Genomic DNA, 24,719 nt, shown 5'->3' on the forward strand with positions numbered 1-24,719 from the left:
CATTACGAGCAGTGAACAGGAGTTCATCCGCCCTATGTCTGCTCCCCAAGTGTCCACCGATGCCAGCAGCGATGAAGCGCTGCTGGCGCGTTATCGCGCCGGAGATCCTGCGGCCTTCGAGCTGCTCTACCAGCGCCATCGCCAGGGTCTGTATCGCTTTGTCCTGGGCCTGTGCGGCAAGGCCGAGCTGGCGCAAGAGGTCTACCAGGACACCTGGCTCAGCCTGATCCGTAGCGCTAGCCAGCCCCAGGGGCGGGCCAGCTTTCGTACTTGGCTGTATCAGATTGCTCGCAACCGGCTGATCGATCACTGGCGCAAGCACGGTCAGCACAACCCGCTGCACGACAGCTATGACGAACAACTGCATGGCGAAGCCGACCAGGCTCCCGGTCCCGAACAGCAACTGAGCCTGTGCCGCGACCAGCAGCGTATCGAAGCCGCCTTGCAAGACTTGCCCGAAGACCAGCGCGAAGTGTTCCTGCTGCGGGCCCACGGCGACCTGGAACTGCCAGAAATCGCCAGCCTGACCCAGGCGCCGCTGGAAACGGTGAAAAGCCGTTTCCGTTATGCGCTGAAAAAACTGCGTCGGCTCCTGGCCGAGGAGGTACTCACATGACTGACGCCCGACAGACCCCGTCCCCTGAAGAGCAGATGCTGGCGCACATCCGCCAACACAGCACCCAGGAACCACCGGCCCATCTGGATGCCCTGATCCTGGCCACTGCGCGCCGCGAAGCCCCGGCGCCCAAGCCGAGCCTTTGGCAGCGCTGGATGCAGGCCTGCCAGCGGCCGCGCTATCAACTGGCCTTTGCCAGCCTGTTTGGTGTGGCCCTGGTCATTGGCTTGCTGCGGCCTTCCCCGGAGCACTATCCACAAGAACAGGCCTTTGTCCCTGCGCCCGCTCCAGCCCCAGCTGCGCCCATGGCACGCCAGGCGGCGCCACGTTCCGCCGAGCTGGCCGGGGCCTTGAGCGTCCCTGAGCCCGCAGCCCCTTCGCCCATCGCTCCGGCGGCCCCTGTCGGCAGTGTTGCCGCGGCGCCGGAGATGGAAGCGTCCGCTGATGCAGCGCCACCTGCGCTGGCCAAGCCCAGGGCCGAGTCGAGCAAGCTGGCCAAGCGCATGTCGGCCCCGGTCGAGCCCCGGACGATCAAACGGCTGGATGAGCAACTTCAGGCGGTCTTGCGCCTGTGGGAAGACGGCCAGAGCCGTGCGGCGGCCGAGCTACTGCTCCAGTTGCATGAACAGTATCCACAGGAGGATCTGGACGCGCGCCTGCAAGCCTTGCGTCGTCAATAAGGTGCGGGGGTTGGCTGTCGCCAGGGAAAGCGCGCACTATCTGCGCAGTTTCCAGAAAGTGAGAGGCCGGTCATGGCACCCCGCATCGACCGTATAGCGGCAATGTTGAACTGCCCGATCAAGGGCGCGGATATCCGTCAGGCCATCAAGGAGAGTCGCAAGGACTTTGGCCTGGAAGAGGCTGAAGAGGGCGTCGATCCCGAGGCGCAGGACGAAGCCGAACAAGCGCAGCAGGACGCTGAAGCCGCCGAGGATGAATAATTCCGGCGGCCGCCGGGTTCAGCTGTAAGGCAAGGCGGGCAGGTCGATGAACTCGGCGCAGGCACCGTCCGCGGTCATGCGCCGGGCCCGTTCCGGCAGCAGCCGGGCGTGATTTTCCACCTGCCAGCGATACCAGCTCAAACGCTGCACGATGCGCCGCCGGCAGGGCTCCGGCAGCTGTGCCAGCAGATCGACGCTCTCGGGCGCCCAGCGGGTCCGGGTCGAGTAATAGCCGAACAGGTTTTCCCGCAGGCCGAAGCAATCCTCGATGGTTTCCCCAACGCTGTAGACGTAAAGCTCGAAGGCGCTGCTCAGTTGCTGTGCGCCATCGGCGTGGTCCCGCAGGTAAGCGAAGATCCCCGGCCAGTTGATGCAGTACAGGTGCTCGTCCCAATCGCCGTCCCGGGTCAGGTACTGGCCCTGGCCGCGAAAGAACTGGGGTATTTCCTGACGCTCCAGGGCTATTTCAAAGTTGCTTTTCATCGCGTATTCCTTCGACGTCGGTGATGTTCACGGACAGCGCCACGCATTCGATCACGCAGTCAAAACCGACTTCCAGGCGCAGGTGATAACCGGGGTTGAGGCGGGTGAGCTGGGTACGCATGCGCCCGTCGAAGCGCGTACCGCTGAGCGCCAGTTCGCTGATGCCCTGGACCTTGAGTATCAAGCTGCAATGGGTTGGGGCCTGGCTCGCCGGCCAGGTGGAAGGCACGGACAGCTGTCCCAGATCGCCATACAGCTGCAGGCTCAGTTGCTCGCCTTGAAACACCGGGCCCGGGGTATTGAAGTCATAGGGCGTAGCCGCCTCATTGAAGACCGCTCTCCAGGTTTCGCTGTTGTCGATGTTGAACAGCCAGTCGCGGGTGCCCCGATCCCGCTGCGCAATCGCCCTGCATTCCTGCAGAGAAGGCAACCGTGCGCGGCTCAGGTCCTCGTGCCACAGCTCCCGGGCCGCGACCAGCAGGCGCTGGAAGAAGTCCCGGCTGTCGTCGAGCACCGCCGGCCAAGTGCTGGGCCATTGCGCGTATTCGTCGTCATCTTCAGCAGGCTCCCAGATGTTGTCGAAGTCAGAGTCCGGATCGTCCAGTGCGGCTTGCAGAACCTCTACCAGCCGTTGCCGATGACGGAAGTTCTGCTGGGGGTAGTCGCGCCTCAGAGCGTAGTGGCGGATCAGGTATTCGCGGTCCTGGGAATCGTTGGGGTTATAGCGGCTCAGTTCGGCATCCAGTGCTGGGGGCATGTCATAGCCCATGAAACAGCTGACCCAATCACGTAGGTCTGGCTCGAAGGGATGGTTGAGCAGGGGATGGCGCAGCATCGGGACCTCCTGTCCGGGGGGGCTGGGAATGTAGCAAGTCGCGCTCCACCGGGACAGCCTCCAGTCGCGAGCCGTCGTTCTGGATCAGGGAGTGGATGAGGCTGCTGCCAGCAACGCCGGCTTTCGGAAACAAAAAAGCCCCAGGCCATCAGACCTGGGGCTTTCTCGTTGAAGCTGGTGCACCCGGCGGGATTCGAACCCACGACCCCTGCCTTCGGAGGGCAGTACTCTATCCAGCTGAGCTACGGATGCAGTGCGGGCGACATCATACCTATGTCGACTCGAAGCGTCCACGCCGGCTTGCATCCCTTTTCCACCGCCCGGCGCAATCCCCGGAAACCCGGGCCGTAGTGGCAGTTTTTCCCGCTGCATCGGCCGTTCGGCCCAGCGCAACCTGCAGCCCTATCCGTGCAGTCACGGGGCACAGGGAGGTGCGGGAGATGAACTGTTTGATGCAAGAGGGCCTGTCGACAGCGTTGGCGGATCATCTGTTCGAGGCCAGTTGGAAGGCGGTGCTGCCCGGGTTGCAGCGCCGCGCCCGGCAGTTGGCGCGGGGTAACGCCGATGGCGCTCAGGAGTGGCTGGCGGCCACGGCGATCAAGGCGCTGCTGTTCTTTCGCCGTTCGCCGGAGCGGATTCGCGATCCCCAGGGTTTTCTGTTCCTGGTGCTCGATCATGTGTTTGTCGACAGCTGTCGGCGGCGGGCGCGGGAGCAGCGTCTGTTCGTGGATTTCGCCGATTTCGAGGACGACCCGCTGCAGCAGTTGGAGGCGCCGCAGATGTCGGTGCTGGAGCAGGTGGAACTGCTGGAAACCCTGGCCCTGCTCAGTCGGCGGGTGGCGCAATTGCCCTTTAAAAAACGCCGCTTGTTTGAACTGAAGTTTGTCGACGATCTGCCCTATCCGAACATCGCCGCCGAGCTGGGAATGAACCAGCCCCTGGCGCGCAAGCATGTGCAATTGTTGCGCGAGGCCCTGCGTTGAGGGCGTGGCAGGATTCACAGCGGGCGCGCCGGGACGTTCTTGTTCAGTGAGCCTGTTTTCGACGCTGTAGCCGGTGCCGCCGCCTTCTGCGGTGGGCCATTCCATCTAAGGAGAGATGTATGCCCGATCCAATGGTCAACTCGCAGATCACCGATGCCGTGACCCAGACCAACGTCAAGGTGGTGGCCGAAGCTCCGGCCCAGGCCATCGCCTCGTTGTATCAGGTGGCCAGCCACTCGGCGGGCCTGTCGTTGCAGAACGCGGTCAACAGCCAGCAGGCGCTGAACCAGATCTCCAACGCGGTGGTGTCCAAGGCCGTGGCGTTGATCATGGCGATCGGTGAATAGGGCTGATCGCCCGGGAGAATCGTCATGGCATGGTTCAAGAAGAAAACCCCACCCGCGGCCGCGGCCGATGACACCGCGAGCGCGGCGGCCGGCCCCAGTCCGGGTGCGGAAACGGCCGAGCCTCAGGCGGCGCCCAGCGAGCCCACGTCGACCGGCACCGATGCGGCGGCCGAGTCTGCGCCATCACCGCCGTCCGCCGCCGCGCGGCCTTCGGTGATGGAGACGATGAACGCCCATTTGCTCAAGCAGGCCGGCAGCCCCAGCACCGACAGCACTGATGCGCTCAACAGCCAGATCGTCCAGGCGGTGCAGTTCACCAATGCCCAGACTTTCAGCTATGCCCCGGCGCAGATCGCCGCGGCGCCGGACATGATGATCAGCCAGGCCGCCGGCTTGGTGGCGCAGTCGGCGGCGGGGTATTTCGACGGGGTCAGCAAGCTGGCCCTGGCGGCCCAGGCGGTGCTGCTCAAGCAGATGACCGAGAACATCGTCAAAGAGAACGTCAAGGGCGCCGCCGAGGATGCCCTGGGCGTGCTGGCCACCGACCTGATGGTCGGCGCGGCCGCTGCCGTGGCGGCTGCGGCGGGTGCGATGGAAGCGGAGGCGGCAGGCATGGCCATCGACAAGATCGACGCCAGCATCGCCAAGTACAGCGCCACTCTGGCCAATCGATCGTCGTCTTCCTGAGTCCGACCCTCGGGCGCGCAAGGCGCCCGGGGCCGTCGTGCAAGAGGCGCCGGCGTTCGCCGGCCGCTCTGTTCACCCCCAGGCGTTGAAGTTCGACGGACCCGGTGCCCAGCCCTTCAACGCCATTCATCAACAAGGAGCATGCAATGGCGAATGAAGAGCAAACCCCGATGGCGACGATACTTCTCTTTGCCGAGAAGTATCTGAATCGTCCATTGACCCAGGTCGAGCGCCAGGTACTGGAGGCGTTTGTCCAGGACAAGCCGCTGGACATGTCCAAGTCCGCGCAACAGAGCGTTGATCAGGCGCGGCAGCGGGCCGTCGAGCTGATAGAGGCCGATGAGCAGCGCACGCGCAAGATCATCGAGCAGTTGTCGGGTGTCGGCGTCGATAGGGCCGATCCCCAGGCGCGCGAACTGGTGCTGCGTCAACTGCAGGCGGTGGCCGAGAGTCAGGCCGCGGCCGCCACTGCTGCGCCGACTGCCGTATCGGAACCGGCAGCAGCACCAAGTTCGGACAAGACCGCGGCCGCAACACCCACTCCCGCCCTGGCCCCTGCCGACGATCCAGCCCTCAAGGCGATGATCAGCGCCCTGGTGCAGCAGGAGGTGAAAGTCGCCGTCGAGGCGCGCATGGCCGAGTTGTCGCAGAAGGTCGAGGACACCCTCAAGCAGGTGCTCGCCGCTGCCGGGCAATAAGCCCCCCCTGAAATAAGCCGACGGTCCCAGGCCTGGCGGTTCACAGCAAAACGGCTGCCACGTTCACTCAAAGACACGGAATGCTCCGTGTACTAACAAAGGAAGTTGAGCCATGCCACTTGTAAACGAACAAATCACCGATGCCGTCACCCAGACCAACGTCAAAGTCGTCGCCGAAGCGCCGGCCATGGCGATGGGCACCATCTACCAATCCATGGCCCAGGCCACTGCGATCCTGTTCCAGAACTCGGTCTCGGCGCAGCAGCAGCAAAATACCCTGGCCCAGGCCGCGACCAACCAGGGCGTGATGCAGATCTACAGCGTCGACACCACCGCCGGCGCCGCCGCCACCGAGAAGGTTGCCCAGGGCGGGGTCTCCGACAACCTCACCAGCCTGCTGACAGTACTCAAGTCCTTCCAGAGCTGAGTGGCTGAAAGGCTGATCCCCCGTTGAACCTTCCTGCTGAAAAAATGGAGTTTTTATGAGCACAGTCAGTCCGCAAATCACCGATGCCGTGACCCAGACCAACGTCAAGGTCGTTGCCGAAGCACCGGCCATGGCGATGGGCACCGTCTACCAGTCCATGGGCCAGTCCGTGGCCATCCTGTTCCAGAACTCGGTGTCGGCCCAGCAGCAGCAAAACACCCTGGCCCAGGCGGCCACCAACCAGGGCGTGATGCAGATCTACAGCGTCGACACCACCGCCGGAGCGGCAGCCACCGAGAAAGTCGCCCAGGGCGGCGTGGCCGACAACCTCACCAGCCTGTTGACGGTGCTCAAGTCGTTCAGTAGCTGATCCTTTCCCTGGCGTCACGCCAACGCCCCCGCGGTCTGCAGGCCCCGGGGGCGTTGTCTTTTCGGCGGTGGCGAGTGACGTTGATCTGAAATTTTTAACCTGAAGGACGTTTACGTTCTTTTTTTCGAACAGCCTATTGTCCTTTACCCCTGTTGACCCTAGGATTCGTTTGAGATTTCAAACGCTCTTGCCTGGGTGCCCAAGCGCACGTCTATCCTTGTGTGCGACATTTTCGTGCTTTTACCCAGTGAACGATTTTCCTGACGGCAGCTTTGTCCAGGGCTTGCAGACGCGCCAGCGCGGTCCATGCCTGACACGGCGCCTTTTTTACAATCACAATTCGCCCCGCGTATGCGCGGTGCTGTTAAGGAAGCCGACATGCAGCTCAAAGACGCCCAGTTGTTCCGCCAACAAGCCTTCATCGATGGAGCTTGGGTCGACGCGGACAACGGCCAGACGATCAAGGTCAACAACCCCGCTACCGGTGAAATCCTCGGTACCGTACCCAAGATGGGCGCCGCCGAAACCCGCCGCGCCATCGAAGCCGCCGACAAGGCGCTGCCAGCCTGGCGTGCCCTGACCGCCAAGGAGCGCGCCACCAAGCTGCGCCGCTGGTATGAACTGCTGATCGAAAACCAGGACGACCTGGGTCGCCTGATGACCCTGGAGCAGGGCAAGCCGCTGGCCGAAGCCAAGGGCGAAATCGCTTACGCCGCCTCCTTCATCGAGTGGTTCGCCGAAGAAGCCAAGCGCATCTACGGTGACGTGATCCCTGGCCACCAGCCGGACAAGCGCCTGATCGTGATCAAGCAGCCGATCGGCGTGACCGCCGCCATCACCCCGTGGAACTTCCCGGCCGCGATGATCACCCGTAAAGCCGGCCCAGCCCTGGCCGCCGGTTGCACCATGGTCATCAAGCCTGCTTCGCAAACCCCGTTCTCGGCCCTGGCCCTGGTGGAACTGGCGCACCGCGCCGGCATTCCCAAAGGCGTGCTGAGCGTGGTCACCGGCAGTGCCGGCGACATCGGCGGCGAGCTGACCAGCAACCCGATCGTGCGCAAGCTGTCGTTCACCGGCTCCACCGAAATCGGTCGCCAGCTGATGGCCGAATGCGCCAAGGACATCAAGAAAGTGTCCCTGGAACTGGGCGGCAACGCGCCGTTCATCGTGTTCGACGACGCCGACCTGGATAAGGCCGTCGAAGGCGCGATCATCTCCAAATACCGCAACAACGGTCAGACCTGCGTCTGCGCCAACCGCCTGTACATCCAGGATTCGGTGTACGACGCCTTCGCCGAGAAGCTGAAAGTCGCGGTGGCCAAGCTGAAGATCGGCAACGGTCTGGAAGAAGGCACCACCACCGGCCCGCTGATCGACGAAAAAGCCGTGGCCAAGGTCCAGGAACACATCGCCGACGCCCTGAAAAAAGGCGCGACCCTGCTGGCCGGTGGCAAGTCCATGGAAGGCAACTTCTTCGAGCCGACCATCCTGGTCAACGTGCCGAAAGACGCGGCCGTGGCCAAGGAAGAAACCTTCGGCCCGCTGGCGCCGCTGTTCCGCTTCAAAGACGAAGCCGAAGTCATCGCCATGTCCAACGACACCGAGTTCGGCCTGGCGTCGTACTTCTATGCCCGCGACCTGGGGCGTGTGTTCCGTGTCGCCGAGGCCCTGGAATACGGCATGGTCGGGGTCAACACCGGCCTGATCTCCAACGAAGTGGCGCCGTTCGGCGGCATCAAGGCTTCGGGCCTGGGCCGTGAAGGCTCCAAGTACGGAATCGAGGATTACCTGGAAATCAAATACCTCTGCCTGGGTATCTGATCCGGTTTCAAGCGCCGGGGGCACGAGAGCGCTGACCCCTGGCGCCGCTTTAAAAACGCACGTTTTCAAGGTGGCCCGGGACCGCTCCGGCAGTCGATCATCGCATGCTGTCGCAGGCGCTTCCCCGCCCCGCAACCCTTGAATCACACCGCTGTAGCAGCGGTGAATGAGGACACTATGAGCAAGACCAACGCATCCTTGATGAAACGCCGTGAAGCCGCTGTACCACGCGGTGTTGGCCAGATTCACCCGATCTTCGCCGACAGCGCGAAGAACGCCACCGTCACCGACGTTGAAGGCCGCGAGTTCATCGACTTCGCCGGCGGTATCGCGGTACTGAACACCGGTCACGTGCACCCGAAAATCATCGCCGCAGTGACCGAGCAACTGAACAAGCTGACCCACACGTGCTTCCAGGTCCTGGCCTACGAGCCTTACGTGGAACTGTGCGAGAAAATCAACGCCAAGGTTCCGGGTGACTTCGCCAAGAAAACCCTGCTGGTGACCACCGGTTCCGAAGCCGTGGAAAACGCCGTGAAGATCGCCCGTGCCGCCACTGGCCGTGCCGGCGTGATCGCCTTCACTGGCGCCTACCATGGCCGCACCATGATGACCCTGGGCCTGACCGGTAAAGTCGTGCCTTACTCGGCCGGCATGGGCCTGATGCCAGGCGGTATCTTCCGCGCGCTGTACCCCAACGAACTGCACGGGGTGAGCATCGACGACTCCATCGCCAGCATCGAGCGCATCTTCAAGAACGACGCTGAGCCACGTGATATCGCTGCCATCATCATCGAACCGGTGCAGGGCGAAGGCGGTTTCTACGTTGCGCCTAAAGAGTTCATGAAGCGCCTGCGCGCCCTGTGCGACCAGCACGGCATCCTGCTGATCGCCGACGAAGTGCAGACCGGCGCTGGCCGTACCGGCACCTTCTTCGCCATGGAACAGATGGGCGTTGCCGCCGACCTGACCACCTTCGCCAAATCCATCGCTGGCGGCTTCCCGCTGGCCGGTGTCTGCGGCAAGGCCGAATACATGGACGCCATCGCTCCAGGCGGCCTGGGCGGCACCTACGCCGGTAGCCCGATCGCCTGTGCCGCCGCTCTGGCGGTGATGGAAGTGTTCGAAGAAGAGCACCTGCTGGATCGCTGCAAGGCGGTGGGCGAGCGTCTGGTGACCGGCCTCAAGGCCATCCAGGCCAAGTACCCGGTGATCGGCGAAGTGCGCGCCCTGGGCGCGATGATCGCAGTGGAACTGTTCGAGAACGGCGACAGCCACAAGCCGAACGCCGCTGCTGTGGCTCAGGTCGTGGCCAAGGCTCGCGACAAGGGGCTGATCCTGCTGTCCTGCGGCACCTACGGCAACGTGTTGCGGGTTCTGGTTCCGCTGACCTCGCCGGACGAGCAACTGGATAAAGGCCTGGCCATCATCGAAGAGTGTTTCGCTGAACTCTGAGTGGTTGCTGCTGTGACCTGATCGACAAAAAAACCCGCTTCGGCGGGTTTTTTTCATCCCCAGGCGGTCCATAGGGGATTTGCGCTGTATGGAAGCCCGTGCATTGACTAAGGTGCAAAGGATTGCCTAGGGAGCGTGCTGCATGACCGCTGTTGATTTACCCGCTGTACCTCGTGTGCTGATTGCCGAGGCCGATCCCTGGTCTCGTGATTTGCTCAAGCAAGTGCTGCTCAACGTGCGCTGTGACGCGCGTCTGGATCTGTGTGCCGACGGTCAGGAAGCCCTGGAACTGTTGAGCGCCAAACCTTATGACCTGATCATTGCCGACTGGGAGTTGCCGGGCATCGACGGTCTCGCCTTGCTGCGCTCCGTGCGCCAGCGCAAGCGCAACCCGTTGCAGCCTTTCATTCTGCTCAGCGTGCGCAGCGACAGTGCCAGCGTGCGCGAGGCCTTGCCTCTGGCACCCACGGCCTACCTGACCAAACCCTTGAACATGGAAAGCCTGACCCAGCGCCTGCAGGGGCTGCTGCTGGATGCTGGCCAGGAGGTTGCCTGCGAGGTGCCGACCCTGGCCCCGGGCATGACCCTGTGGACCTTTCTTGAACGCCGTCGCGAGATCGCCGATGGCGCACCGCTGCTGACCGATGTGCAATTGGCGGTCAAGCGCAGCCTCAACCCCGACGGGCTGGACCTCAAGCTGCTGGAGGAGGAGATCCGCACCGATCCCCAGATCACTGCCGTGCTGATCTGCGCCGCCAACAGTGCCGCGCAACATAACGGAGAAGGCGTACAGACCCTGTCCCAGGCCCTGCACCGGCTGGGTACCGGGCAGAGCATGAACCTGATTCTGGGCCTGGCCCTCAAGCGCAGCGCGCGCCTGAGCGATCCGGCCCTGGCTGACTATGCCGAGCGCTACTGGGAGCTGTCGTTGCACACGGCGGAATATGGTCGGACCCTGGCCCGCCTGCTGGACCTGGATCAGGAGCGTTGCTATTGCGCGGGCCTGCTGCACCGGTTGGGCGACCTGGCATTGCTGCGTTGTCTGCAAGAGTGGAAGCAGGCCGGTGGCGAACTGGATGAGCAGGAAGAAATCGGTGATGCCCTGGAGCGTTTCGGTGCCGCCTATGGTTCGGCGCTGCGCACTCGCTGGCGCATGCCCCTGGAGCTGCGTGAACTGATCGCCTCGATCTACCAGTTGGGCGGAGGGGTCTATTCCCGCGAAGCCCTGGTGATGAACCTGGCGGCGCAACTGGCGCGGCTGACCGAACATGAAGGGGTGGAGGAGGTGGCCCGCAGCAAGACGGCGCGCCTGCTGAAAGTCGGCTTGCCGGAGCTTTCCCGCCTGCGCAAGGGCTGATCCTCTTTAGCCGCCGGCTCGCCGGCGAAGACATTCGCCACCGCGCTGTGGGCCTTTAGGGCCTGTTCGCTGGCAAGCCAGCTCCCACGGATGGGGCGCGCGTGGTTATCCGCTGACGATGCGGTTCTTGCCCTGGCGCTTGGCTTGGTACATCGCCGCATCGGCCCGGGCGAACAGGCTGTCGAGGCTTTCATCTTCGCGGCGTCGGCTGCTCAGGCCCTGGCTGATGGTGATGTTGAAGGTCTGGCCCTGGCAACTGAAGGTCTGCCGCTGAATCTCGCGCTGCAGGCGTTCGGCAACCTGATGGGCCATGTCCGCGCTGCAGCCGGGAAACACCGCCGCGAACTCTTCACCGCCGATGCGCCCGAACAGGTCTCCCCGACGCAGTGCAGCCCGTCCGCTCTCGGCAATGCGCTGCAGAACGATGTCGCCTTCGGGATGGCCGTAGGTGTCGTTGATCACCTTGAAGTCATCGATGTCCAGCAACAGAAAGACCAGGGGTAAACCTTGCCGGCGTGCCTGTTCGAACTCGCGATGGGCACATTCGAAGAAGTGTCGGCGGTTGCTGCTTTGGGTCAGCACGTCGGTGGTGGCCAGGCGTTGCAGCTCGGCTTCCAGCTGCTTCTTTTCGGTGATGTCTTCGGCAATGCCCACCACGATCAGCCGCTGCCCGGGTTCGGTGTTGCGGTTGATGAAGCATTTGTCGCTGAGCCAGCGCACCTGCCCCTGGGCATCGATGATGCGGTACTCGCGATCTTCCACCGCGCCCCTGTCCAGGACCTGGGCCAGGCTGCGCTCGGCGTATTCCAGGTCGTCGGGGTAGATGCTGTCGCGCCACTGGTTGAAGTCCGCCAGCAGCAGGCCTGCCGGGCGACCGAAGATCCGTTCATAGGCCGGGCTGACGTACAGCACCTGGCGGTTGTCCCAATCGAAGGCCCAGAGCACTGCATTGACGCTGACCAGCAGGGCGCTGAACAGCTGCTCGCGCTCGGTCAGGCGGGCGACTTCGCCCTGTGCATGCATCAGGGCCATCAGGGTTTGCGCGGCTTCGGGCCACTGGGGAAGCGAAGATGGAGTGTGTGAATTCTTATTGACCATCGGCACAGATCTCAAAGGGCGTGCCGCGCCAAGTTCGACAGCAGCCACAACCAAGCCCGCCTGGGTGGCGAAGTGTTCAGTGAGATAGAGGATCGGACGCTAAGTTCCCAGCCATTGCGGCGATACCTGGCGCGCCCGCCGGACGGTCGCAGTCGCCCCTCGCCGGCTTGTGGCGAGGGGCTTTGGCTCAGGCTGCGGTAGGACGTAGGGAGTAGGTTTTCAGCTGATTGGCGAAGTCCCGCAGGGACTGGATACCGCTGGCCTCGGCCTCGTGCACCCAGTCCTTGATCGCCGCCAGCATGTCGTGGCCGTTGGCGCTGGTCTTGACCCAGATCTGCTGCAGGGCCAGGCGCTTTTCGTAGATCACCTTCAACGCCTGGCTGTGTTCCAGCATGGTCTGGATGCGCAGGTGGTGGCGGTCTTCCAGCAGGCTGGTTTCCCGGGACAGCAGGCGCTTGGCGCGGTGGAACTGGTGGCGCACCGAGTGATCGACCTTGGCCAGCTCCTGCTTCACCAGCGGGCCGATCACCAGCTTGCGGTACTGGGCCATGATCTGGAACCGGTTGTTGAGGATGGCCATGGCAGTGTCCATGTCCAGGTGGCCCTTGCCTTCGACCCGGTGGGCGATGGGCGCTACGCGCTGGACCTTGGCCAGGCGCAGGAAGCTGAAGACCTTGATCCAGGCCCAGCCCATGTCGAACTCCCACTTCTTCACCGAGAGCTTGGCCGAGTTGGGGTAGGTGTGGTGGTTGTTGTGCAGCTCTTCACCGCCGACGATGATGCCCCAGGGCACCAGGTTGGTGGCGGCGTCGCGGCATTCGAAGTTGCGGTAGCCGACGGCGTGGCCCAGGCCGTTGATCACGCCGGCGGCCCAGAATGGAATCCACATCATCTGGATCGCCCAGATGGTGATGCCGATGGTGCCGAACAGCAGCAGGTCGATGACCGCCATCAGCGCGATACCGCCCAGCTTGTAGCGGCTGTAGAGGTTGCGCTCGATCCAGTCCTCCGGGCAGTTCTTGCCGTAGATGCGCAGGGTTTCCGGGTTCTTGGCCTCTTCGCGATACAGCTCGGCGCCCTTGCGCAGCACCGTGGACAGGCCCTTGATCACCGGGCTGTGAGGGTCGTCGACGGTCTCGCACTTGGCGTGGTGCTTGCGGTGGATGGCGGTCCACTCGCGGGTGTTCTGCGCCGTGGTCAGCCACAGCCAGAAGCGGAAGAAGTGTTTCAGGCCGGCGTTGAGTTCCAGGGAACGGTGCGCGGAATAGCGATGCAGATAGATCGTGACCGCAACGATGGTCACGTGGGTCATCAACAGAGTGACTGCCACCAGTTGCCAGGCGGACAAGCCAAGTAAACCTTCGTACCACATAGGCGATAAGGCCCTCGATAAAGAAAAAAACAGCCCAGGCATTATCACTAAGCCCGCTGAGAAAACCAGTCGCCCTTTCAGATAAGAGTGGCGGCATGTTTCTTCCTCTATAATCCCGAACTTTTCGTGTGGAAATAGACGGACTTATGTCGGTTTCTTATCGCAATGGCTTGCGTGCCGCGCTGCTCTATCTGCTGCTGTCCCTGATCTGGTTGCAGTTCAGTGGTTATTTACTGAGCAGTTTCTTCGATGAATTTGCCGATCAGGCCTACTGGCACGAGGTCAGTGGCTACGCCTGGGCACTGGTCAGCGCGGTGCTGATCTTCTTTGCCCGGGCCCGCCTGTTGCGAGTCATGGGCGCCGACCGCTGGTTGCGCCATCAGCAGAAGGATCGCGAGCGCCTGCGCCAGGCGGCGGCAGTGTTCGACTGCACCCGCGAGGGCGTGCTGGTCAGCGATACCCAGGGCCAGATCGTCCACGTCAATCGCGCCTTCATCGAGATCACCGGCTACCAGCGTGAAGAGGTGCTGGGTCGCCAGCCGAGCCTGTTCAAGTCCGGCCACCACTCGCCGGACTTCTACAAGGCGATGTTCGACTCGCTGCAGAAAACCGGCGAATGGAGCGGCGAAATCTGGAATCGACGCAAGAGCGGCGAGATCTACCCGCAATGGCAGAGCATCCGCGCGATCCGCGATGAGCAGGGCGAGCTCACCCACTATGTCGCGGTGTTCTCCGACATCAGTGCAATCAAGGATTCCGAGCACGAACTGGCCCACCTGGCCCACCACGACCCCTTGACCGACCTGCCCAACCGCCTGCTGTTCACCGATCGTGCCGAACAGGCCCTGGCCTCGGCGCAGATCCACAAGCGCGGCTGCGCCATGCTGATGATCGACCTGGATCATTTCAAGATGATCAACGACAGCCTCGGTCACAACGTCGGCGACCAGTTGCTCAAGGCCGTGGGCGAGCGCCTGGGAGGCATGTTCGGCCCGGGCATGACCCTGGCGCGTCTGGGAGGCGACGAGTTCGCAGTGCTGGCCGAAAGCTGCCCGCAACTGGTGCAGGCCGCCGCCCTGGCGCAGCGCATCATCGACGGCCTCAAGGAGCCCTTCCAGCTGGGTGAGCAGCAGGTGGTGATCAACGCCAGCATCGGCATCAGTCTGTTCCCCAGTGACGCCCTGAGCGCCAGTCAGCTGCTGCGCAACGCCGATGCGGCGCTGTTCAAGGCCAAGAGCGCCGGGCGCAACGGCTATGCCCTGTACACCGAGGAACTCACCGCCCATGCCCAGCAACGGGTGGAGATTGCCTTCGAACTGCGCCGGGCCCTGGAGCAGCAGGAGCTGCGGGTCTACTACCAGCCGGTGCACGATCTCAAGAACAGTCGCCTGATCGGCGTCGAGGCCCTGGTGCGCTGGGAGCATCCGCAACGCGGCCTGGTGTCCCCGGCGGAGTTCATTCCGATTGCCGAACGCACCGGGATGATTGCCGAGATCGACGCCTGGGTCATGCAGCAGGCCTGCCGGCAGATGTGCCAGTGGCAGGCTGAAGGTGTGGTGCTGTCGTTTGTCGCGGTGAACGTATCGACCCGTCTGTTTGCGCGCAGCGAGCTCTATCAGCAGGTGGCCCAGGTGCTGCACGACACCGGCCTGGACCCGGCCTACCTGGAACTGGAAGTCACCGAAAGCGCGGTCATGGACGATCCCGAGGTGGCGCTGGAGCAGATGCACCGTCTGCGTGAACTGGGCATTCGCCTGGCCATCGATGACTTCGGTACCGGCTACTCGTCCTTGCTGCGCCTCAAGCGCCTGCCGGTACAGAAGCTCAAGATCGACCAGGGTTTTGTCGCCGGCCTGCCGTTCGATGAAGACGATGCGGCGATCTCTCGGGTGATCATCGCCCTGGCCCAGAGCATGGGCATGCAGGTTCACGCCGAGGGTATCGAGCAAGCGGAGCAGGCGCGGTTCCTGCTCGAACACGACTGTGACCTGGGCCAGGGCTACTGGTTCGGCCGGCCGGTGCCGGCGGAGCAGCTCGACTGGAGCAATGCCCCCGCCATCCGCTGATACTCCTGTAGCCGCTGCCGCAGGCTGCGAACGAGCTGGGCGGCACTCCGACGCAGCGGTCGCGGCGATGTCAGGACGCCAAGGGTTCGTCTATAGATCGCCAGGCAAGGCCCTGCGGGCCTTGTCGCAGCCTCGCGAAAGCTCGGCAGCGGCTACAGGATCGAATGCGCCATGGCCAGGGGAATTCCCAGGTTCTGCCCGGCCGGGCGCCCCGACAAAACGGCCTTCCACCAACCCTTGTAGCCGCTGCTGAGCCTGCGAAGCTGCGAACGACCGCAACGCGGGCGCAAATGTTGTAGACCGCTGAAGGCCTGATGGCCTTGTCGCAGCCTCGCGGGCTCGGCAGCGGCTACAGGGGGCTAAGCTGCTGTCAGGTCGAATAGTTTTTCTGGTTATATAAACATTCTTAAACAGTATTTTTAAGAATATCCGCGCCTATCTACTATTGCTCCCACGCCGCAAGCAGTGCCGCCACTGCCAGGCACCTTTCACTCAGGAGCAGCACCATGAGCGCATCTCTACGTAGCGTTGACGGTCAGGACGAAGCAACCATCTTGCGGGAAATTCAAAGCGCCCTGCGCGACCTGCGCTTTGGCGCGGTGGAAATCACCGTGCACAACGCCCAGGTCGTGCAGATCGAACGCAAGGAAAAATTCCGCCTGCAACAGCCCGGCAACAAACCCAGCTGACTGCAGCGCAGTCGAAGACCGCATCACCCTCTCGTGATCGAGAGGCCCGACTGGATAACCGGAGGGCGTCATCCATGACCCCCAGTCTGAACCCCAGCATTCGCCCACGAATGCGGGCCTGATTCGCCATAAGAAAAATGCCAGCACTTTAAAAAATTTCGGGAGCTCCATCATGTCGTCGATTCGCCGTTATGCCCTGGCCGCCCTCGCCAGCGCCGTTTTTGCCGGTTCCGCCGTTGCCAAGGATTACGAGCTGCTCAACGTGTCCTACGACCCGACCCGCGAGCTGTACCAGGACTACAACGCCGAGTTCACAAACTTCTGGAAGCAATCGCATCCCGGCGACAACGTGAAGATCCAGCAATCCCACGGTGGTTCCGGCAAACAGGGCCGGGCGGTGATCGACGGCCTGCGCGCCGACGTGGTGACCCTGGCCCTGGCCGGTGACATCGACGAAATCGCCAAGCTCGGCAAGACCCTGCCGGCGGACTGGCAGAAACGCCTGCCCGACGCCAGCACCCCCTACACCTCGACCATCGTGTTCCTGGTGCGCAAGGGCAACCCCAAAGGCATCAAGGACTGGGGCGACCTGATCAAGAAAGACGTCTCGGTGATCACCCCGAACCCGAAAACCTCCGGCGGTGCGCGCTGGAACTTCCTTGCCGCCTGGGCCTATGGCCTGAAAACCGGGGGCAGCGAAGCCAAGGCTCAGGAATACGTCAAAGAGCTGTTCAAGCACGTGCCTGTGCTGGACACCGGCGCTCGCGGCTCGACCATCACCTTCGTCAACAACGGTCAGGGCGACGTGTTGCTGGCCTGGGAAAACGAAGCCTTCCTGGCCCTCAAGGAAGACGGCGGCGCCGACAAGTTCGACATCGTCGTGCCTTCGCTGTCGATCCTCGCCGAGCCACCCGTGGCGGTGGTGGACAAGAACGCCGAGAAGAAAGGCAACACCGAGATCGCCGAGGCCTACCTCAAGCACCTGTACAGCCCGGCCGGCCAGGAAATTGCCGCGAAGAACTTCTACCGCCCGCGGGACAAGGATGTCGCCGCCAAATATGCCCAGCAGTTCCCCAAACTGGACCTGGTGACTATCGACAAGGACTTCGGCGGCTGGAAGACTGCCCAACCGAAATTCTTCAACGACGGTGGTGTGTTCGACCAGATCTACACGGCCCAGTAAACCTGTTGTAGGAGCTGGCTTGCCAGCGAAGGCGCCCTCAAGGGCCACACCAGGCTGCAGGCCCCTTCGCCGGCAAGCCGGCTCCTACCAGGTAGAGCCCGCATTCAGTTGCGGGCTTTGCGTATCCGTTCCGTTAACCAAGGACTTTTATGTCGCGTCGTATCTCCCCCGTCATACCCGGCTTCGGGCTGACGCTGGGCTACACCTTGGTGTACCTCAGCCTGATTGTGCTCATCCCCCTGGCGGCGATGTTCGTGCATGCCGCGCAACTCACCTGGGAACAGTTCTGGGCGATTATTTCGGCGCCAAGGGTGCTCGCCGCGCTCAAGCTGAGCTTCGGTACCGCGCTGTATGCGGCCATGATCAACGGCGTCATCGGCACCCTGCTGGCCTGGGTCCTGGTGCGCTACAGCTTCCCCGGGCGCAAGGTCATCGATGCCATGATCGACCTGCCGTTTGCCCTGCCCACTGCCGTGGCCGGCATTGCCCTGACCGCGCTCTACGCACCCACCGGCCTGGTGGGACAGTTCGCCACCGACCTGGGCTTCAAGATTGCCTACACGCCCCTGGGCATCACCCTGGCGCTGACCTTCGTCACCCTGCCATTTGTGGTGCGCACGGTGCAGCCGGTGCTGGCGGACATTCCCCGTGAAGTGGAAGAGGCCGCCGCCTGCCTGGGCGCCAAACCCTGGCAGGTGTTCCGCCATATCCTGGTGCCGGCCTTGCTGCCGGCCTGGCTCACCGGCTTTGCCCTGGCCTTCGCCCGGGGCGTTGGCGAGTACGGCTCGGTGATCTTCATCGCCGGCAACATGCCGATGAAGACCGAAATCCTGCCCCTGCTGATCATGGTCAAGCTCGACCAGTACGATTACACCGGCGCCACTTCCATCGGCGTGCTGATGCTGGTGGTTTCCTTCATCCTGTTGCTGCTGATCAACCTGCTGCAGCGGCGCATCGAACGTCCATAAGGAGGCGCGACTCATGTCTCAATCGTCTATCGCCGCCTCGTCGGCCAACGCCGCCCGCCGTGGCAGCGCCACCTCGCGGCGGGTGCTGATTGGCCTCGGCTGGCTGATCTTTGCCCTGTTTTTGCTGCTGCCGTTGTTCATCGTGGTGTCCCAGGGCCTGAAGCTGGGCATCGGTGCGTTCTTTGAAGCGATCTTCGAGCCCGATGCCTTGTCGGCGCTGAAACTCACGGTGATCGCGGTGCTGATCTCGGTGCCCCTGAACCTGGTGTTCGGGGTCAGCGCCGCCTGGTGCGTGAGCAAGTACTCGTTCCGTGGCAAGAGCATCCTGGTGACCCTGATCGACCTGCCGTTCTCGGTGTCGCCGGTGATCGCCGGCCTGGTCTATGTGCTGATGTTCGGCGCCCAGGGCCTGTTCGGCCCGTGGCTTTCGGATCACGACATCCAGATCGTCTTCGCCTTGCCCGGCATCGTCCTGGCCACCATCTTCGTCACCGTGCCCTTCGTCGCCCGGGAACTGATCCCGCTGATGCAGGAGCAGGGCACCCAGGAAGAGGAAGCCGCCAGGTTGCTGGGGGCCAATGGCTGGCAGATGTTCTGGCACGTCACCGTGCCCAATATCAAATGGGGCCTGATCTACGGCGTGGTGCTCTGTACCGCCCGGGCCATGGGCGAATTCGGCGCGGTGTCGGTGGTGTCCGGGCACATTCGCGGGGTCACCAACACCCTGCCGCTGCACGTGGAAATCCTCTACAACGAGTACAACCACGTGGCCGCCTTTGCCGTCGCCAGCCTGCTGCTGATCCTTGCGTTGTTCATCCTGCTGCTCAAGCAGTGGAGCGAATCCCGAATCAACCGCCTGCGCGCCAGCGCCGCGGAGGAATAAGTCATGTCGATCGAAGTCCGTAACGTCAGCAAGAACTTCAACGCCTTCAAGGCCCTGAACAGCATCAACCTGGATATCCACAGCGGCGAGCTGGTGGCTCTGCTGGGCCCGTCCGGCTGCGGCAAGACCACCCTGCTGCGCATCATCGCCGGCCTGGAAACGCCGGATGACGGCAGCATCGTGTTCCACGGCGAGGACGTTTCCGGCCACGACGTGCGCGATCGCAACGTCGGTTTCGTGTTCCAGCACTACGCCCTGTTCCGCCACATGAGCGTGTTCGACAACGTCGCCTTCGGCCTGCGCATGAAGCCCAAGAACCAGCGCCCCAGCGAGAGCAAGATTGCCGAGAAGGTCCATGAGCTGCTGAACATGGTGCAACTGGACTGGCTCGCCGACCGTTACCCGGAGCAACTGTCCGGCGGCCAGCGCCAGCGTATCGCCCTGGCCCGCGCCCTGGCGGTGGAGCCCAAGGTGCTGCTGCTGGACGAACCCTTCGGCGCCCTCGATGCCAAGGTGCGCAAGGAGCTGCGACGCTGGCTGGCGCGGCTGCACGAAGACATCAACCTGACTTCGGTGTTCGTTACCCACGACCAGGAAGAAGCCATGGAAGTAGCGGACCGCATCGTGGTGATGAACAAGGGCGTGATCGAACAGATCGGCTCCCCGGGGGACGTCTACGAGAACCCGGCCAGCGACTTCGTCTACCACTTCCTGGGTGACTCCAACCGCCTGCACCTGGGGGAGGACAACCATGTGCTGTTCCGTCCCCACGAAGTGTCGCTGTCGCGTTCGGAACTGGAAGACCATCACGCCGCCGAAGTGCGTGACATCCGTCCCCTGGGCGCCACCACCCGGGTCACCCTCAAGGTCGAAGGCCAGAGCGAACTGATCGAAGCCGAAGTCGTGAAAGACCACGACAGCCTGATCGGCCTGGCCCGTGGCGAGACGCTGTTCTTCAAGCCCAAGGTCTGGCAGAAACACTCCAGCCTCTGACCCCACCGACATCACGCCCGCTGTAGGAGCTGGCTTGCCAGCGAAAGCGTCCTCCAGGTTTGCACCTGGCTCGAAGGCCCTTCGCCGGCAAGCCGGCTCCTACGCAGAGGATGTCGCGTATCGACGGTGGGTGATGGCGTTCGCTATTGCTGCTAGCTCGATTCGATCTATGGCCCGTGCCCTGGGCGCAAGTTTCCTTATCTACGCTGGAAACTGTGCCAGGAGGGCGCAATTGAAGAGTCCTTGAAGGACCAGCGTTCTGTCTCCTGGCCAGCCTGATGCCAAGGAGACAAGCATGAAAAAGGAAGTCCATCGGCCCGGTCCGAGGTTCGGTTGTGCACTCTGCGGTGCACTGCTCAGCCCTCTGGCCCTGGCGCTCGCGCCCCCAGACCTGTCCTCGCGCATACCCTACGACGTTGCAGTGACCGCCCCCCCGGAACCGACCCTGGAAAGCCTGCAGCGCGATTTTGACGTGCTGTCCTGGCAGACCTTCATCGCCCTCAACTGGCCAGCCCAGGCCGACGGCAGTCCCGGCGTTGGGCCCATCGGCAAGGAGGACGGTCCCACCGTCTGGGAAGGCTGGAAAGAGAGCTATCAGATCTTCCGGGCCAAGGGTGAGAAGCCTTTGGCCTGGGAGGCTCCGGCGATTCTTCCCAAACCCTGTGAGGGGCTCAAATCCGGGCGCCTGCTGCAACAGATGGGCAAGGTCGCGGGTGTCCTCGACGAGTTTATCCAGCCGTTCCAGAGCGGCCCGCTGGTGGACCAGAGCGGCACCTACACCCGCAACGAAATCGTGGTCAACCGGCCGATGTTCAACGATATCGTCGACAAGGGCTTGTACAGCGTCCAGGGCCAGCAGGCGTATTTCGCCGCCAGCCCGAACAACCGCGTGGCCTTCAGTTGCAGCTCCAATCCCCACCAGAAGCACGGCGCAATCATGGTCAAGGCCTCGTGGAAGGTGCTGGACGGCAACGACCAGCGCAGCCGCTTCCATACGGTGGACGCCCTGGTCTATACCCCCGGCAACAGCGATCCGACCCGCGGGCCCATCGTGGAGGAGTCGTGCAAGGCCGAGGCGGTGGGCCTGGTGGGCCTGCACATCGTGCACAAGACCGCGCTGGCCCCGCAGTGGGTCTGGTCGACCTTCGAACACGTGGACAATGTGCCGGAAAAAACCACCCCGCCGGAGCAGCGCAAAGGCCCGTACCTGTTCTACAACGCCGCCAGCCCGGCCAAGGTCAACGAGCCGCCGCCCCGGCCCTGGAACCCGGCGGTCAAGGCCACGCCATCGCAGATCGTCCGCGATGTTCCGCTGACCGAGGCCGCCAAGGCGCTGAACAGCACCTACCAGGCGCTGTTGCGCACGGCTAACCCGCAGAGTGTCTGGGCCAACTACCAGATGATCGACACCCAATGGCCCGCCGATCCGGCCCCTGACTGCGAGACGCCGTCGCCGACCAATCCCTTGGGCAGCCCGGCCCCGACCTTCCTCGCCAACGCCACCCTGGAAACCTATATCCAGGGCACGGTGCCCCAGGCGTCCTCCAGTTGCATGGATTGCCACAACAACGCGACCACCCGGGTCACCCAGAACCCCCGCACCACCTTCGCCGACTTCACCTATCTGTTGGAGCGTGCCCAATCCACTGGCGCCGCAGGGAGCAAACCATGAGCACCGAGCGTGAGAACTTTGTCGGCCTGTCCTCGGCGTTGCTGGGGATCGGCAAGGCCTTGCTGGCGCCGTCGATCGACCCCATCGACCTGCCCAGCCAGTTTCTGGCCTATATCCGCCCGAAGCTGACCGAGGCCCAACTCAATGACCTGCTGAGCCAGTACGCCAGCCTGGTGGCTGACCAGCAGAGCCCGGAACAGATCGCCCGGGCGCTGCTGATGAGCAACGGCAAGCCGGCGGCCACACCTGCGGCCAAGGCCTGTCGTTCGATCATGAAAATGTGGCTGCTGGGGGTCTGGTACCAGCCTTATGACGCCAGCAGCTTCAAGGCCGGGCAGCAGTGGGTCGTGTCCGACCTGGCGTACCAGCAAAGCTGGGCCTGGAAGGCCGCCCAGGCTCATCCCATGGGCTACAGCCAGTTTCATTTCGGCTACTGGAACGAGACGCCGCCGAGCCTGGAGGCCTTTACCGGTGTGCCCGCCAAGGGGCAGCAAGGAGCTTCGTCATGAGCACAGAACAAGCGGATGTGGTGATAGTCGGCGCCGGCCTGGCAGGCAGCATCATCGCCTATCAACTGGGTCTGGCCGGGGTCAAGGTGCTGGTGCTGGAGTCCGGGCCGAGCATTCCGGCCAATCGCACGCAATACATGGAGCGCTTCTACAACGCCACCCTGAAGACTCCGGAGTCGCCCTATCCTCCGGCCAGCAACCTGCAGCCGCAGCTTTATCCGGAACTGCAGCCGGACCAGCAGAACGCGCCGCGCCCAACCATTGCCGACCTGATCAACGGCTGGCAGAACCCGCAGACCAGCTACCTGGTGCAGAAAGGCCCGCTGGCCTTCACCAGCACCTATGAGCGGGTGGGCGGCGGCACCACCTGGCACTGGGTCGCCACCTGCCTGCGCATGCTGCCCAATGACTTTCACCTCAAGTCGCTGTACGGCGTCGGGGTCGACTGGCCCATCGGCTACCAGGATCTGCAAAGCGCCTACTGCCGCGCCGAGGCGGAGATCGGCGTGGCGGCGGATGTGGGTGACCAGGACTACCTGGGCATGACCTTTCCCGAGGATTATCAATTCCCCATGCACAGCATTCCGCTGTCCCTGGTGGACGAGCGTTTCATCAAGGCGCTCAAGGGCCATTCGTTTGCCGGCATGCCACTGTTCGTGAGTCCGACGCCGGCCGGGCGCAACTCCGAGCCTTATGCCGGGCGCCGGGTCTGTGCGGGCAATACCAACTGCACGCCGATCTGCCCGATCCAGGCCAAGTACGACGCCACGGTGACTCTGAACAAGGCGCTGGAGACCGGCAATGTCCGGGTGCTGTACAAGAGCGTGGCGAGCAAGGTCCGGGTCGATGGCAAGTCCAGCATCAGCGGCATCGAGTTCATCCAGTACCAGTTGGGGGACGGCCCGCCCACCGCCAATGGCGTGGCCCTGGGGCAGCACTATGTGATCGCCGCCCACGCCATCGAGACCCCCAAGCTGTTGCTCAACTCAGCCTGTCCCGAGGCACCCAATGGCGTGGCCAACAGCAGTCTCCAGGTCGGGCGCAGCCTGTCGGACCACCCGATCTACCTGGCCTGGGGGCTGATGCCGCCGGGGCAGACGGTGTTCCCTTATCGTGGGCCGGTGTCCACGGCGGGCATCGAGAGCCTGCGCGATGGGGCCTTTCGCAGCCACCGGGCGGCCTGGCGCATCGAGATCGGCAATGAGGGCCTGAACTGGCCGATCGGCGATCCCTACACCACGGTGTGCGACCTGATCGACGGCCAGAACAACAGCCACACCAACCCGTTGCCCGGAGACAAGCATGATCCCCAGGCGTTGTTTGGAGCGGACCTGATCCGTGCCCTCAACGACCGCCTGATCCGCCAGTTCCGAATTGCCTTCCTGGTGGAACAGGTGGAGAAGGATCCGGATCACGCCGACTGCTACATAGTCCCCTCTACCGAGTACAAGGACCGCCTGGGCATCCCCCGTCCGGAGATTCACTACAACCTGTCGGACTACACCAAGGAGGGCTTCAAACAGGCCCGGCAGGCCGCCACCTACATCATCACCGAGCTGCTGGGGGCCACCGAACTCACGGACCTCAAGCCGGACCCCAAGACCAACCCCGGGTTCTTCGTCTACGACGGCGAGCCCTACAGCTTCCAGGGCGCCGGGCACCTGATGGGGACTTACCGCATGGGGGACAACCCCAGGGACTCGGTGGTGGACAAGCATCAGCGCAGTTGGGATCACCGCAATCTGTTCCTGGTGGGAGACGGGGTGTTTCCCAGCAGCGGCACGTCCAATCCGAGCCTGACCATTGCCGCGTTGTCGTTCCAGGCCGCCGATGTGCTCGCCAATGAGCTCAAGGCCAGCACCGTGACGGTCCAGGCCAATCAGCCCTGGCAAGGCACCGGGGTGCAACTCAATGGGATCAGTGCGCAATTGGTGCGCTACGTCAGCGGGCGCTGGTCTGCCAGTCCGGCGGGGGGCATGGTGGACGGCCGGGGCAATCCGGTCTACATCGCCAAGTCCGGCTATACCTTGCCGGGGGCCAGCGAGGGCGCGCTGATCGGCCGCGTCGGGAGCGCTGGCACGCCCTTTCTGATCGGCGATCTGGCGCAGATCCCGGCGGGCCAGCAAGGAGAGTTGCAGCTGTGCATCAATGACGACCTGGACGGGCGTTACGGTGTCGGCCTGAAGGACAACCAGGGCGCACTGACGGTGCGAGTGGAGTTTGGCGGCTTGTGACCCATCCTGGCCGGGCGTGCAGGCGGCACGCC

25 protein-coding genes and 1 tRNA gene are annotated in these 24,719 nt (G+C 63.4%); 21 read left to right on the plus strand and 5 right to left on the minus strand.

Annotated elements, in window-relative coordinates; all coding sequences use genetic code 11:
- The first annotated feature begins 34 nt into the window (after positions 1–34).
- The 3 genes from KHO49_RS01930 to KHO49_RS01940 all read left to right on the plus strand — a co-directional run bounded on the left by KHO49_RS01930 (position 35) and on the right by KHO49_RS01940 (position 1,557).
- Complete coding sequence (locus KHO49_RS01930) at positions 35–616, plus strand: RNA polymerase sigma factor (RefSeq protein ID WP_213664531.1); 582 nt, start codon at positions 35–37, stop codon at positions 614–616.
- Entirely contained in the window at positions 613–1,296 is a 684-nt protein-coding gene (locus KHO49_RS01935) for a hypothetical protein (protein ID WP_213664532.1), read from the plus strand. The genes KHO49_RS01930 and KHO49_RS01935 overlap by 4 nt, the downstream gene beginning before the upstream one ends.
- 72 nt (positions 1,297–1,368) lie before the next feature.
- Positions 1,369–1,557 carry a hypothetical protein gene (locus KHO49_RS01940; protein WP_110595265.1) on the plus strand — a complete coding sequence of 63 codons (189 nt, stop codon included), beginning with the start codon at positions 1,369–1,371 and terminating at the stop codon, positions 1,555–1,557.
- 18 nt (positions 1,558–1,575) lie between these two features.
- Here the strand turns inward: KHO49_RS01940 and KHO49_RS01945 are convergent, their stop codons facing one another.
- From KHO49_RS01945 to KHO49_RS01955, 3 genes are all read right to left on the minus strand, one after another.
- The gene (locus tag KHO49_RS01945) at positions 1,576–2,040 is read right to left on the minus strand and encodes a hypothetical protein (protein ID WP_102882689.1); all 465 of its coding nucleotides are present in this window, start codon (positions 2,038–2,040) and stop codon (positions 1,576–1,578) included.
- Positions 2,024–2,875, minus strand: a complete 852-nt coding sequence (locus tag KHO49_RS01950) for a hypothetical protein (RefSeq protein ID WP_213664533.1) — start codon at positions 2,873–2,875, stop codon at positions 2,024–2,026. Before KHO49_RS01950 ends, KHO49_RS01945 begins: the two co-directional genes overlap by 17 nt.
- Before the next feature lie 175 nt (positions 2,876–3,050).
- Positions 3,051–3,127: transfer RNA gene (locus KHO49_RS01955), tRNA-Arg, on the minus strand.
- A 188-nt stretch (positions 3,128–3,315) separates the two neighbouring features.
- On the opposite strand from KHO49_RS01955, the gene KHO49_RS01960 reads away from it, so the two are divergent.
- The 9 genes from KHO49_RS01960 to KHO49_RS02000 all read left to right on the plus strand — a co-directional run bounded on the left by KHO49_RS01960 (position 3,316) and on the right by KHO49_RS02000 (position 11,020).
- Positions 3,316–3,858 carry an RNA polymerase sigma factor gene (locus KHO49_RS01960; RefSeq protein WP_181430787.1) on the plus strand — a complete coding sequence of 181 codons (543 nt, stop codon included), beginning with the start codon at positions 3,316–3,318 and terminating at the stop codon, positions 3,856–3,858.
- Between the two features lie 119 nt (positions 3,859–3,977).
- Positions 3,978–4,205, plus strand: a complete 228-nt coding sequence (locus KHO49_RS01965) for a RebB family R body protein (RefSeq protein ID WP_011058560.1) — start codon at positions 3,978–3,980, stop codon at positions 4,203–4,205.
- 24 nt (positions 4,206–4,229) lie between these two features.
- Positions 4,230–4,892: a hypothetical protein gene (locus tag KHO49_RS01970; protein WP_102882694.1), complete on the plus strand. Its 663-nt coding sequence runs from the start codon at positions 4,230–4,232 to the stop codon at positions 4,890–4,892.
- Between the two features lie 170 nt (positions 4,893–5,062).
- Positions 5,063–5,590, plus strand: coding sequence for a hypothetical protein (locus KHO49_RS01975; protein ID WP_249735456.1), 528 nt, complete (start codon positions 5,063–5,065; stop codon positions 5,588–5,590).
- 112 nt (positions 5,591–5,702) lie between these two features.
- Positions 5,703–6,017: a RebB family R body protein gene (locus KHO49_RS01980; RefSeq protein ID WP_011058563.1), complete on the plus strand. Its 315-nt coding sequence runs from the start codon at positions 5,703–5,705 to the stop codon at positions 6,015–6,017.
- Between the two features lie 55 nt (positions 6,018–6,072).
- A complete protein-coding gene (locus tag KHO49_RS01985) occupies positions 6,073–6,387 on the plus strand; it encodes a RebB family R body protein (protein WP_102862578.1) in 315 nt (104 codons plus the stop codon).
- Positions 6,388–6,765: 378 nt separating this feature from the next.
- Entirely contained in the window at positions 6,766–8,208 is a 1,443-nt protein-coding gene (gene gabD, locus KHO49_RS01990; RefSeq protein ID WP_102882696.1) for an NADP-dependent succinate-semialdehyde dehydrogenase, read from the plus strand.
- A gap of 177 nt (positions 8,209–8,385) precedes the next feature.
- Positions 8,386–9,663: a 4-aminobutyrate--2-oxoglutarate transaminase gene (gabT, locus tag KHO49_RS01995; RefSeq protein WP_102862579.1), complete on the plus strand. Its 1,278-nt coding sequence runs from the start codon at positions 8,386–8,388 to the stop codon at positions 9,661–9,663.
- Positions 9,664–9,805: 142 nt separating this feature from the next.
- Complete coding sequence (locus tag KHO49_RS02000) at positions 9,806–11,020, plus strand: response regulator (RefSeq protein WP_110595271.1); 1,215 nt, start codon at positions 9,806–9,808, stop codon at positions 11,018–11,020.
- 105 nt (positions 11,021–11,125) lie between these two features.
- Here KHO49_RS02000 and KHO49_RS02005 read toward each other — a convergent pair whose 3' ends face one another.
- Both KHO49_RS02005 and desA read right to left on the minus strand, forming a co-directional pair.
- Entirely contained in the window at positions 11,126–12,118 is a 993-nt protein-coding gene (locus KHO49_RS02005; RefSeq protein ID WP_102882698.1) for a GGDEF domain-containing protein, read from the minus strand.
- A 187-nt stretch (positions 12,119–12,305) separates the two neighbouring features.
- Complete coding sequence (gene desA / locus KHO49_RS02010) at positions 12,306–13,490, minus strand: delta-9 fatty acid desaturase DesA (protein ID WP_102862582.1); 1,185 nt, start codon at positions 13,488–13,490, stop codon at positions 12,306–12,308.
- Between the two features lie 146 nt (positions 13,491–13,636).
- Between desA and dibA the strand changes: the two genes are divergently transcribed.
- The 9 genes from dibA to KHO49_RS02055 all read left to right on the plus strand — a co-directional run bounded on the left by dibA (position 13,637) and on the right by KHO49_RS02055 (position 24,687).
- Complete coding sequence (gene dibA, locus KHO49_RS02015; protein WP_102862583.1) at positions 13,637–15,556, plus strand: phosphodiesterase DibA; 1,920 nt, start codon at positions 13,637–13,639, stop codon at positions 15,554–15,556.
- A gap of 506 nt (positions 15,557–16,062) precedes the next feature.
- Positions 16,063–16,245 carry a sulfur starvation response protein OscA gene (gene oscA, locus KHO49_RS02020; protein ID WP_022643503.1) on the plus strand — a complete coding sequence of 61 codons (183 nt, stop codon included), beginning with the start codon at positions 16,063–16,065 and terminating at the stop codon, positions 16,243–16,245.
- Between the two features lie 172 nt (positions 16,246–16,417).
- A complete protein-coding gene (locus tag KHO49_RS02025) occupies positions 16,418–17,428 on the plus strand; it encodes a sulfate ABC transporter substrate-binding protein (protein WP_102882699.1) in 1,011 nt (336 codons plus the stop codon).
- A 149-nt stretch (positions 17,429–17,577) separates the two neighbouring features.
- Entirely contained in the window at positions 17,578–18,396 is an 819-nt protein-coding gene (gene cysT, locus KHO49_RS02030) for a sulfate ABC transporter permease subunit CysT (RefSeq protein WP_102862585.1), read from the plus strand.
- A gap of 13 nt (positions 18,397–18,409) precedes the next feature.
- The gene (cysW, locus tag KHO49_RS02035) at positions 18,410–19,279 is read left to right on the plus strand and encodes a sulfate ABC transporter permease subunit CysW (RefSeq protein WP_016968484.1); all 870 of its coding nucleotides are present in this window, start codon (positions 18,410–18,412) and stop codon (positions 19,277–19,279) included.
- 3 nt (positions 19,280–19,282) lie between these two features.
- Positions 19,283–20,272, plus strand: a complete 990-nt coding sequence (locus KHO49_RS02040; RefSeq protein WP_102882700.1) for a sulfate/molybdate ABC transporter ATP-binding protein — start codon at positions 19,283–19,285, stop codon at positions 20,270–20,272.
- A gap of 295 nt (positions 20,273–20,567) precedes the next feature.
- Positions 20,568–21,944 (plus strand): cytochrome C, encoded by a 1,377-nt coding sequence (locus KHO49_RS02045; protein ID WP_249735457.1) that lies wholly within the window; start codon positions 20,568–20,570, stop codon positions 21,942–21,944.
- A complete protein-coding gene (locus tag KHO49_RS02050; protein WP_102882702.1) occupies positions 21,941–22,453 on the plus strand; it encodes a sorbitol dehydrogenase in 513 nt (170 codons plus the stop codon). The genes KHO49_RS02045 and KHO49_RS02050 overlap by 4 nt, the downstream gene beginning before the upstream one ends.
- On the plus strand, positions 22,450–24,687 hold the full coding sequence (locus KHO49_RS02055; protein ID WP_213664534.1) for a GMC family oxidoreductase: 2,238 nt from the start codon (positions 22,450–22,452) through the stop codon (positions 24,685–24,687). Before KHO49_RS02050 ends, KHO49_RS02055 begins: the two co-directional genes overlap by 4 nt.
- The last annotated feature ends 32 nt before the right edge of the window (positions 24,688–24,719 follow it).

It is taken from the genome of Pseudomonas sp. RC4D1, assembly GCF_018390395.1.
Taxonomy (GTDB): Bacteria; Pseudomonadota; Gammaproteobacteria; order Pseudomonadales; family Pseudomonadaceae; genus Aquipseudomonas; species Aquipseudomonas danubii.

Coding starts and splice junctions, on each gene's coding strand:
- KHO49_RS01930 (WP_213664531.1), top strand. CDS start 35: ATGTCTGCTCCCCAAGTGTCCACCGATGCCAGCAGCGATGAAGCGCTG.
- KHO49_RS01935 (WP_213664532.1), top strand. CDS start 613: ATGACTGACGCCCGACAGACCCCGTCCCCTGAAGAGCAGATGCTGGCG.
- KHO49_RS01940 (WP_110595265.1), top strand. CDS start 1,369: ATGGCACCCCGCATCGACCGTATAGCGGCAATGTTGAACTGCCCGATC.
- KHO49_RS01945 (WP_102882689.1), bottom strand. CDS start 2,040: ATGAAAAGCAACTTTGAAATAGCCCTGGAGCGTCAGGAAATACCCCAG.
- KHO49_RS01950 (WP_213664533.1), bottom strand. CDS start 2,875: ATGCTGCGCCATCCCCTGCTCAACCATCCCTTCGAGCCAGACCTACGT.
- KHO49_RS01960 (WP_181430787.1), top strand. CDS start 3,316: ATGAACTGTTTGATGCAAGAGGGCCTGTCGACAGCGTTGGCGGATCAT.
- KHO49_RS01965 (WP_011058560.1), top strand. CDS start 3,978: ATGCCCGATCCAATGGTCAACTCGCAGATCACCGATGCCGTGACCCAG.
- KHO49_RS01970 (WP_102882694.1), top strand. CDS start 4,230: ATGGCATGGTTCAAGAAGAAAACCCCACCCGCGGCCGCGGCCGATGAC.
- KHO49_RS01975 (WP_249735456.1), top strand. CDS start 5,063: ATGGCGACGATACTTCTCTTTGCCGAGAAGTATCTGAATCGTCCATTG.
- KHO49_RS01980 (WP_011058563.1), top strand. CDS start 5,703: ATGCCACTTGTAAACGAACAAATCACCGATGCCGTCACCCAGACCAAC.
- KHO49_RS01985 (WP_102862578.1), top strand. CDS start 6,073: ATGAGCACAGTCAGTCCGCAAATCACCGATGCCGTGACCCAGACCAAC.
- gabD (WP_102882696.1), top strand. CDS start 6,766: ATGCAGCTCAAAGACGCCCAGTTGTTCCGCCAACAAGCCTTCATCGAT.
- gabT (WP_102862579.1), top strand. CDS start 8,386: ATGAGCAAGACCAACGCATCCTTGATGAAACGCCGTGAAGCCGCTGTA.
- KHO49_RS02000 (WP_110595271.1), top strand. CDS start 9,806: ATGACCGCTGTTGATTTACCCGCTGTACCTCGTGTGCTGATTGCCGAG.
- KHO49_RS02005 (WP_102882698.1), bottom strand. CDS start 12,118: ATGGTCAATAAGAATTCACACACTCCATCTTCGCTTCCCCAGTGGCCC.
- desA (WP_102862582.1), bottom strand. CDS start 13,490: ATGTGGTACGAAGGTTTACTTGGCTTGTCCGCCTGGCAACTGGTGGCA.
- dibA (WP_102862583.1), top strand. CDS start 13,637: ATGTCGGTTTCTTATCGCAATGGCTTGCGTGCCGCGCTGCTCTATCTG.
- oscA (WP_022643503.1), top strand. CDS start 16,063: ATGAGCGCATCTCTACGTAGCGTTGACGGTCAGGACGAAGCAACCATC.
- KHO49_RS02025 (WP_102882699.1), top strand. CDS start 16,418: ATGTCGTCGATTCGCCGTTATGCCCTGGCCGCCCTCGCCAGCGCCGTT.
- cysT (WP_102862585.1), top strand. CDS start 17,578: ATGTCGCGTCGTATCTCCCCCGTCATACCCGGCTTCGGGCTGACGCTG.
- cysW (WP_016968484.1), top strand. CDS start 18,410: ATGTCTCAATCGTCTATCGCCGCCTCGTCGGCCAACGCCGCCCGCCGT.
- KHO49_RS02040 (WP_102882700.1), top strand. CDS start 19,283: ATGTCGATCGAAGTCCGTAACGTCAGCAAGAACTTCAACGCCTTCAAG.
- KHO49_RS02045 (WP_249735457.1), top strand. CDS start 20,568: ATGAAAAAGGAAGTCCATCGGCCCGGTCCGAGGTTCGGTTGTGCACTC.
- KHO49_RS02050 (WP_102882702.1), top strand. CDS start 21,941: ATGAGCACCGAGCGTGAGAACTTTGTCGGCCTGTCCTCGGCGTTGCTG.
- KHO49_RS02055 (WP_213664534.1), top strand. CDS start 22,450: ATGAGCACAGAACAAGCGGATGTGGTGATAGTCGGCGCCGGCCTGGCA.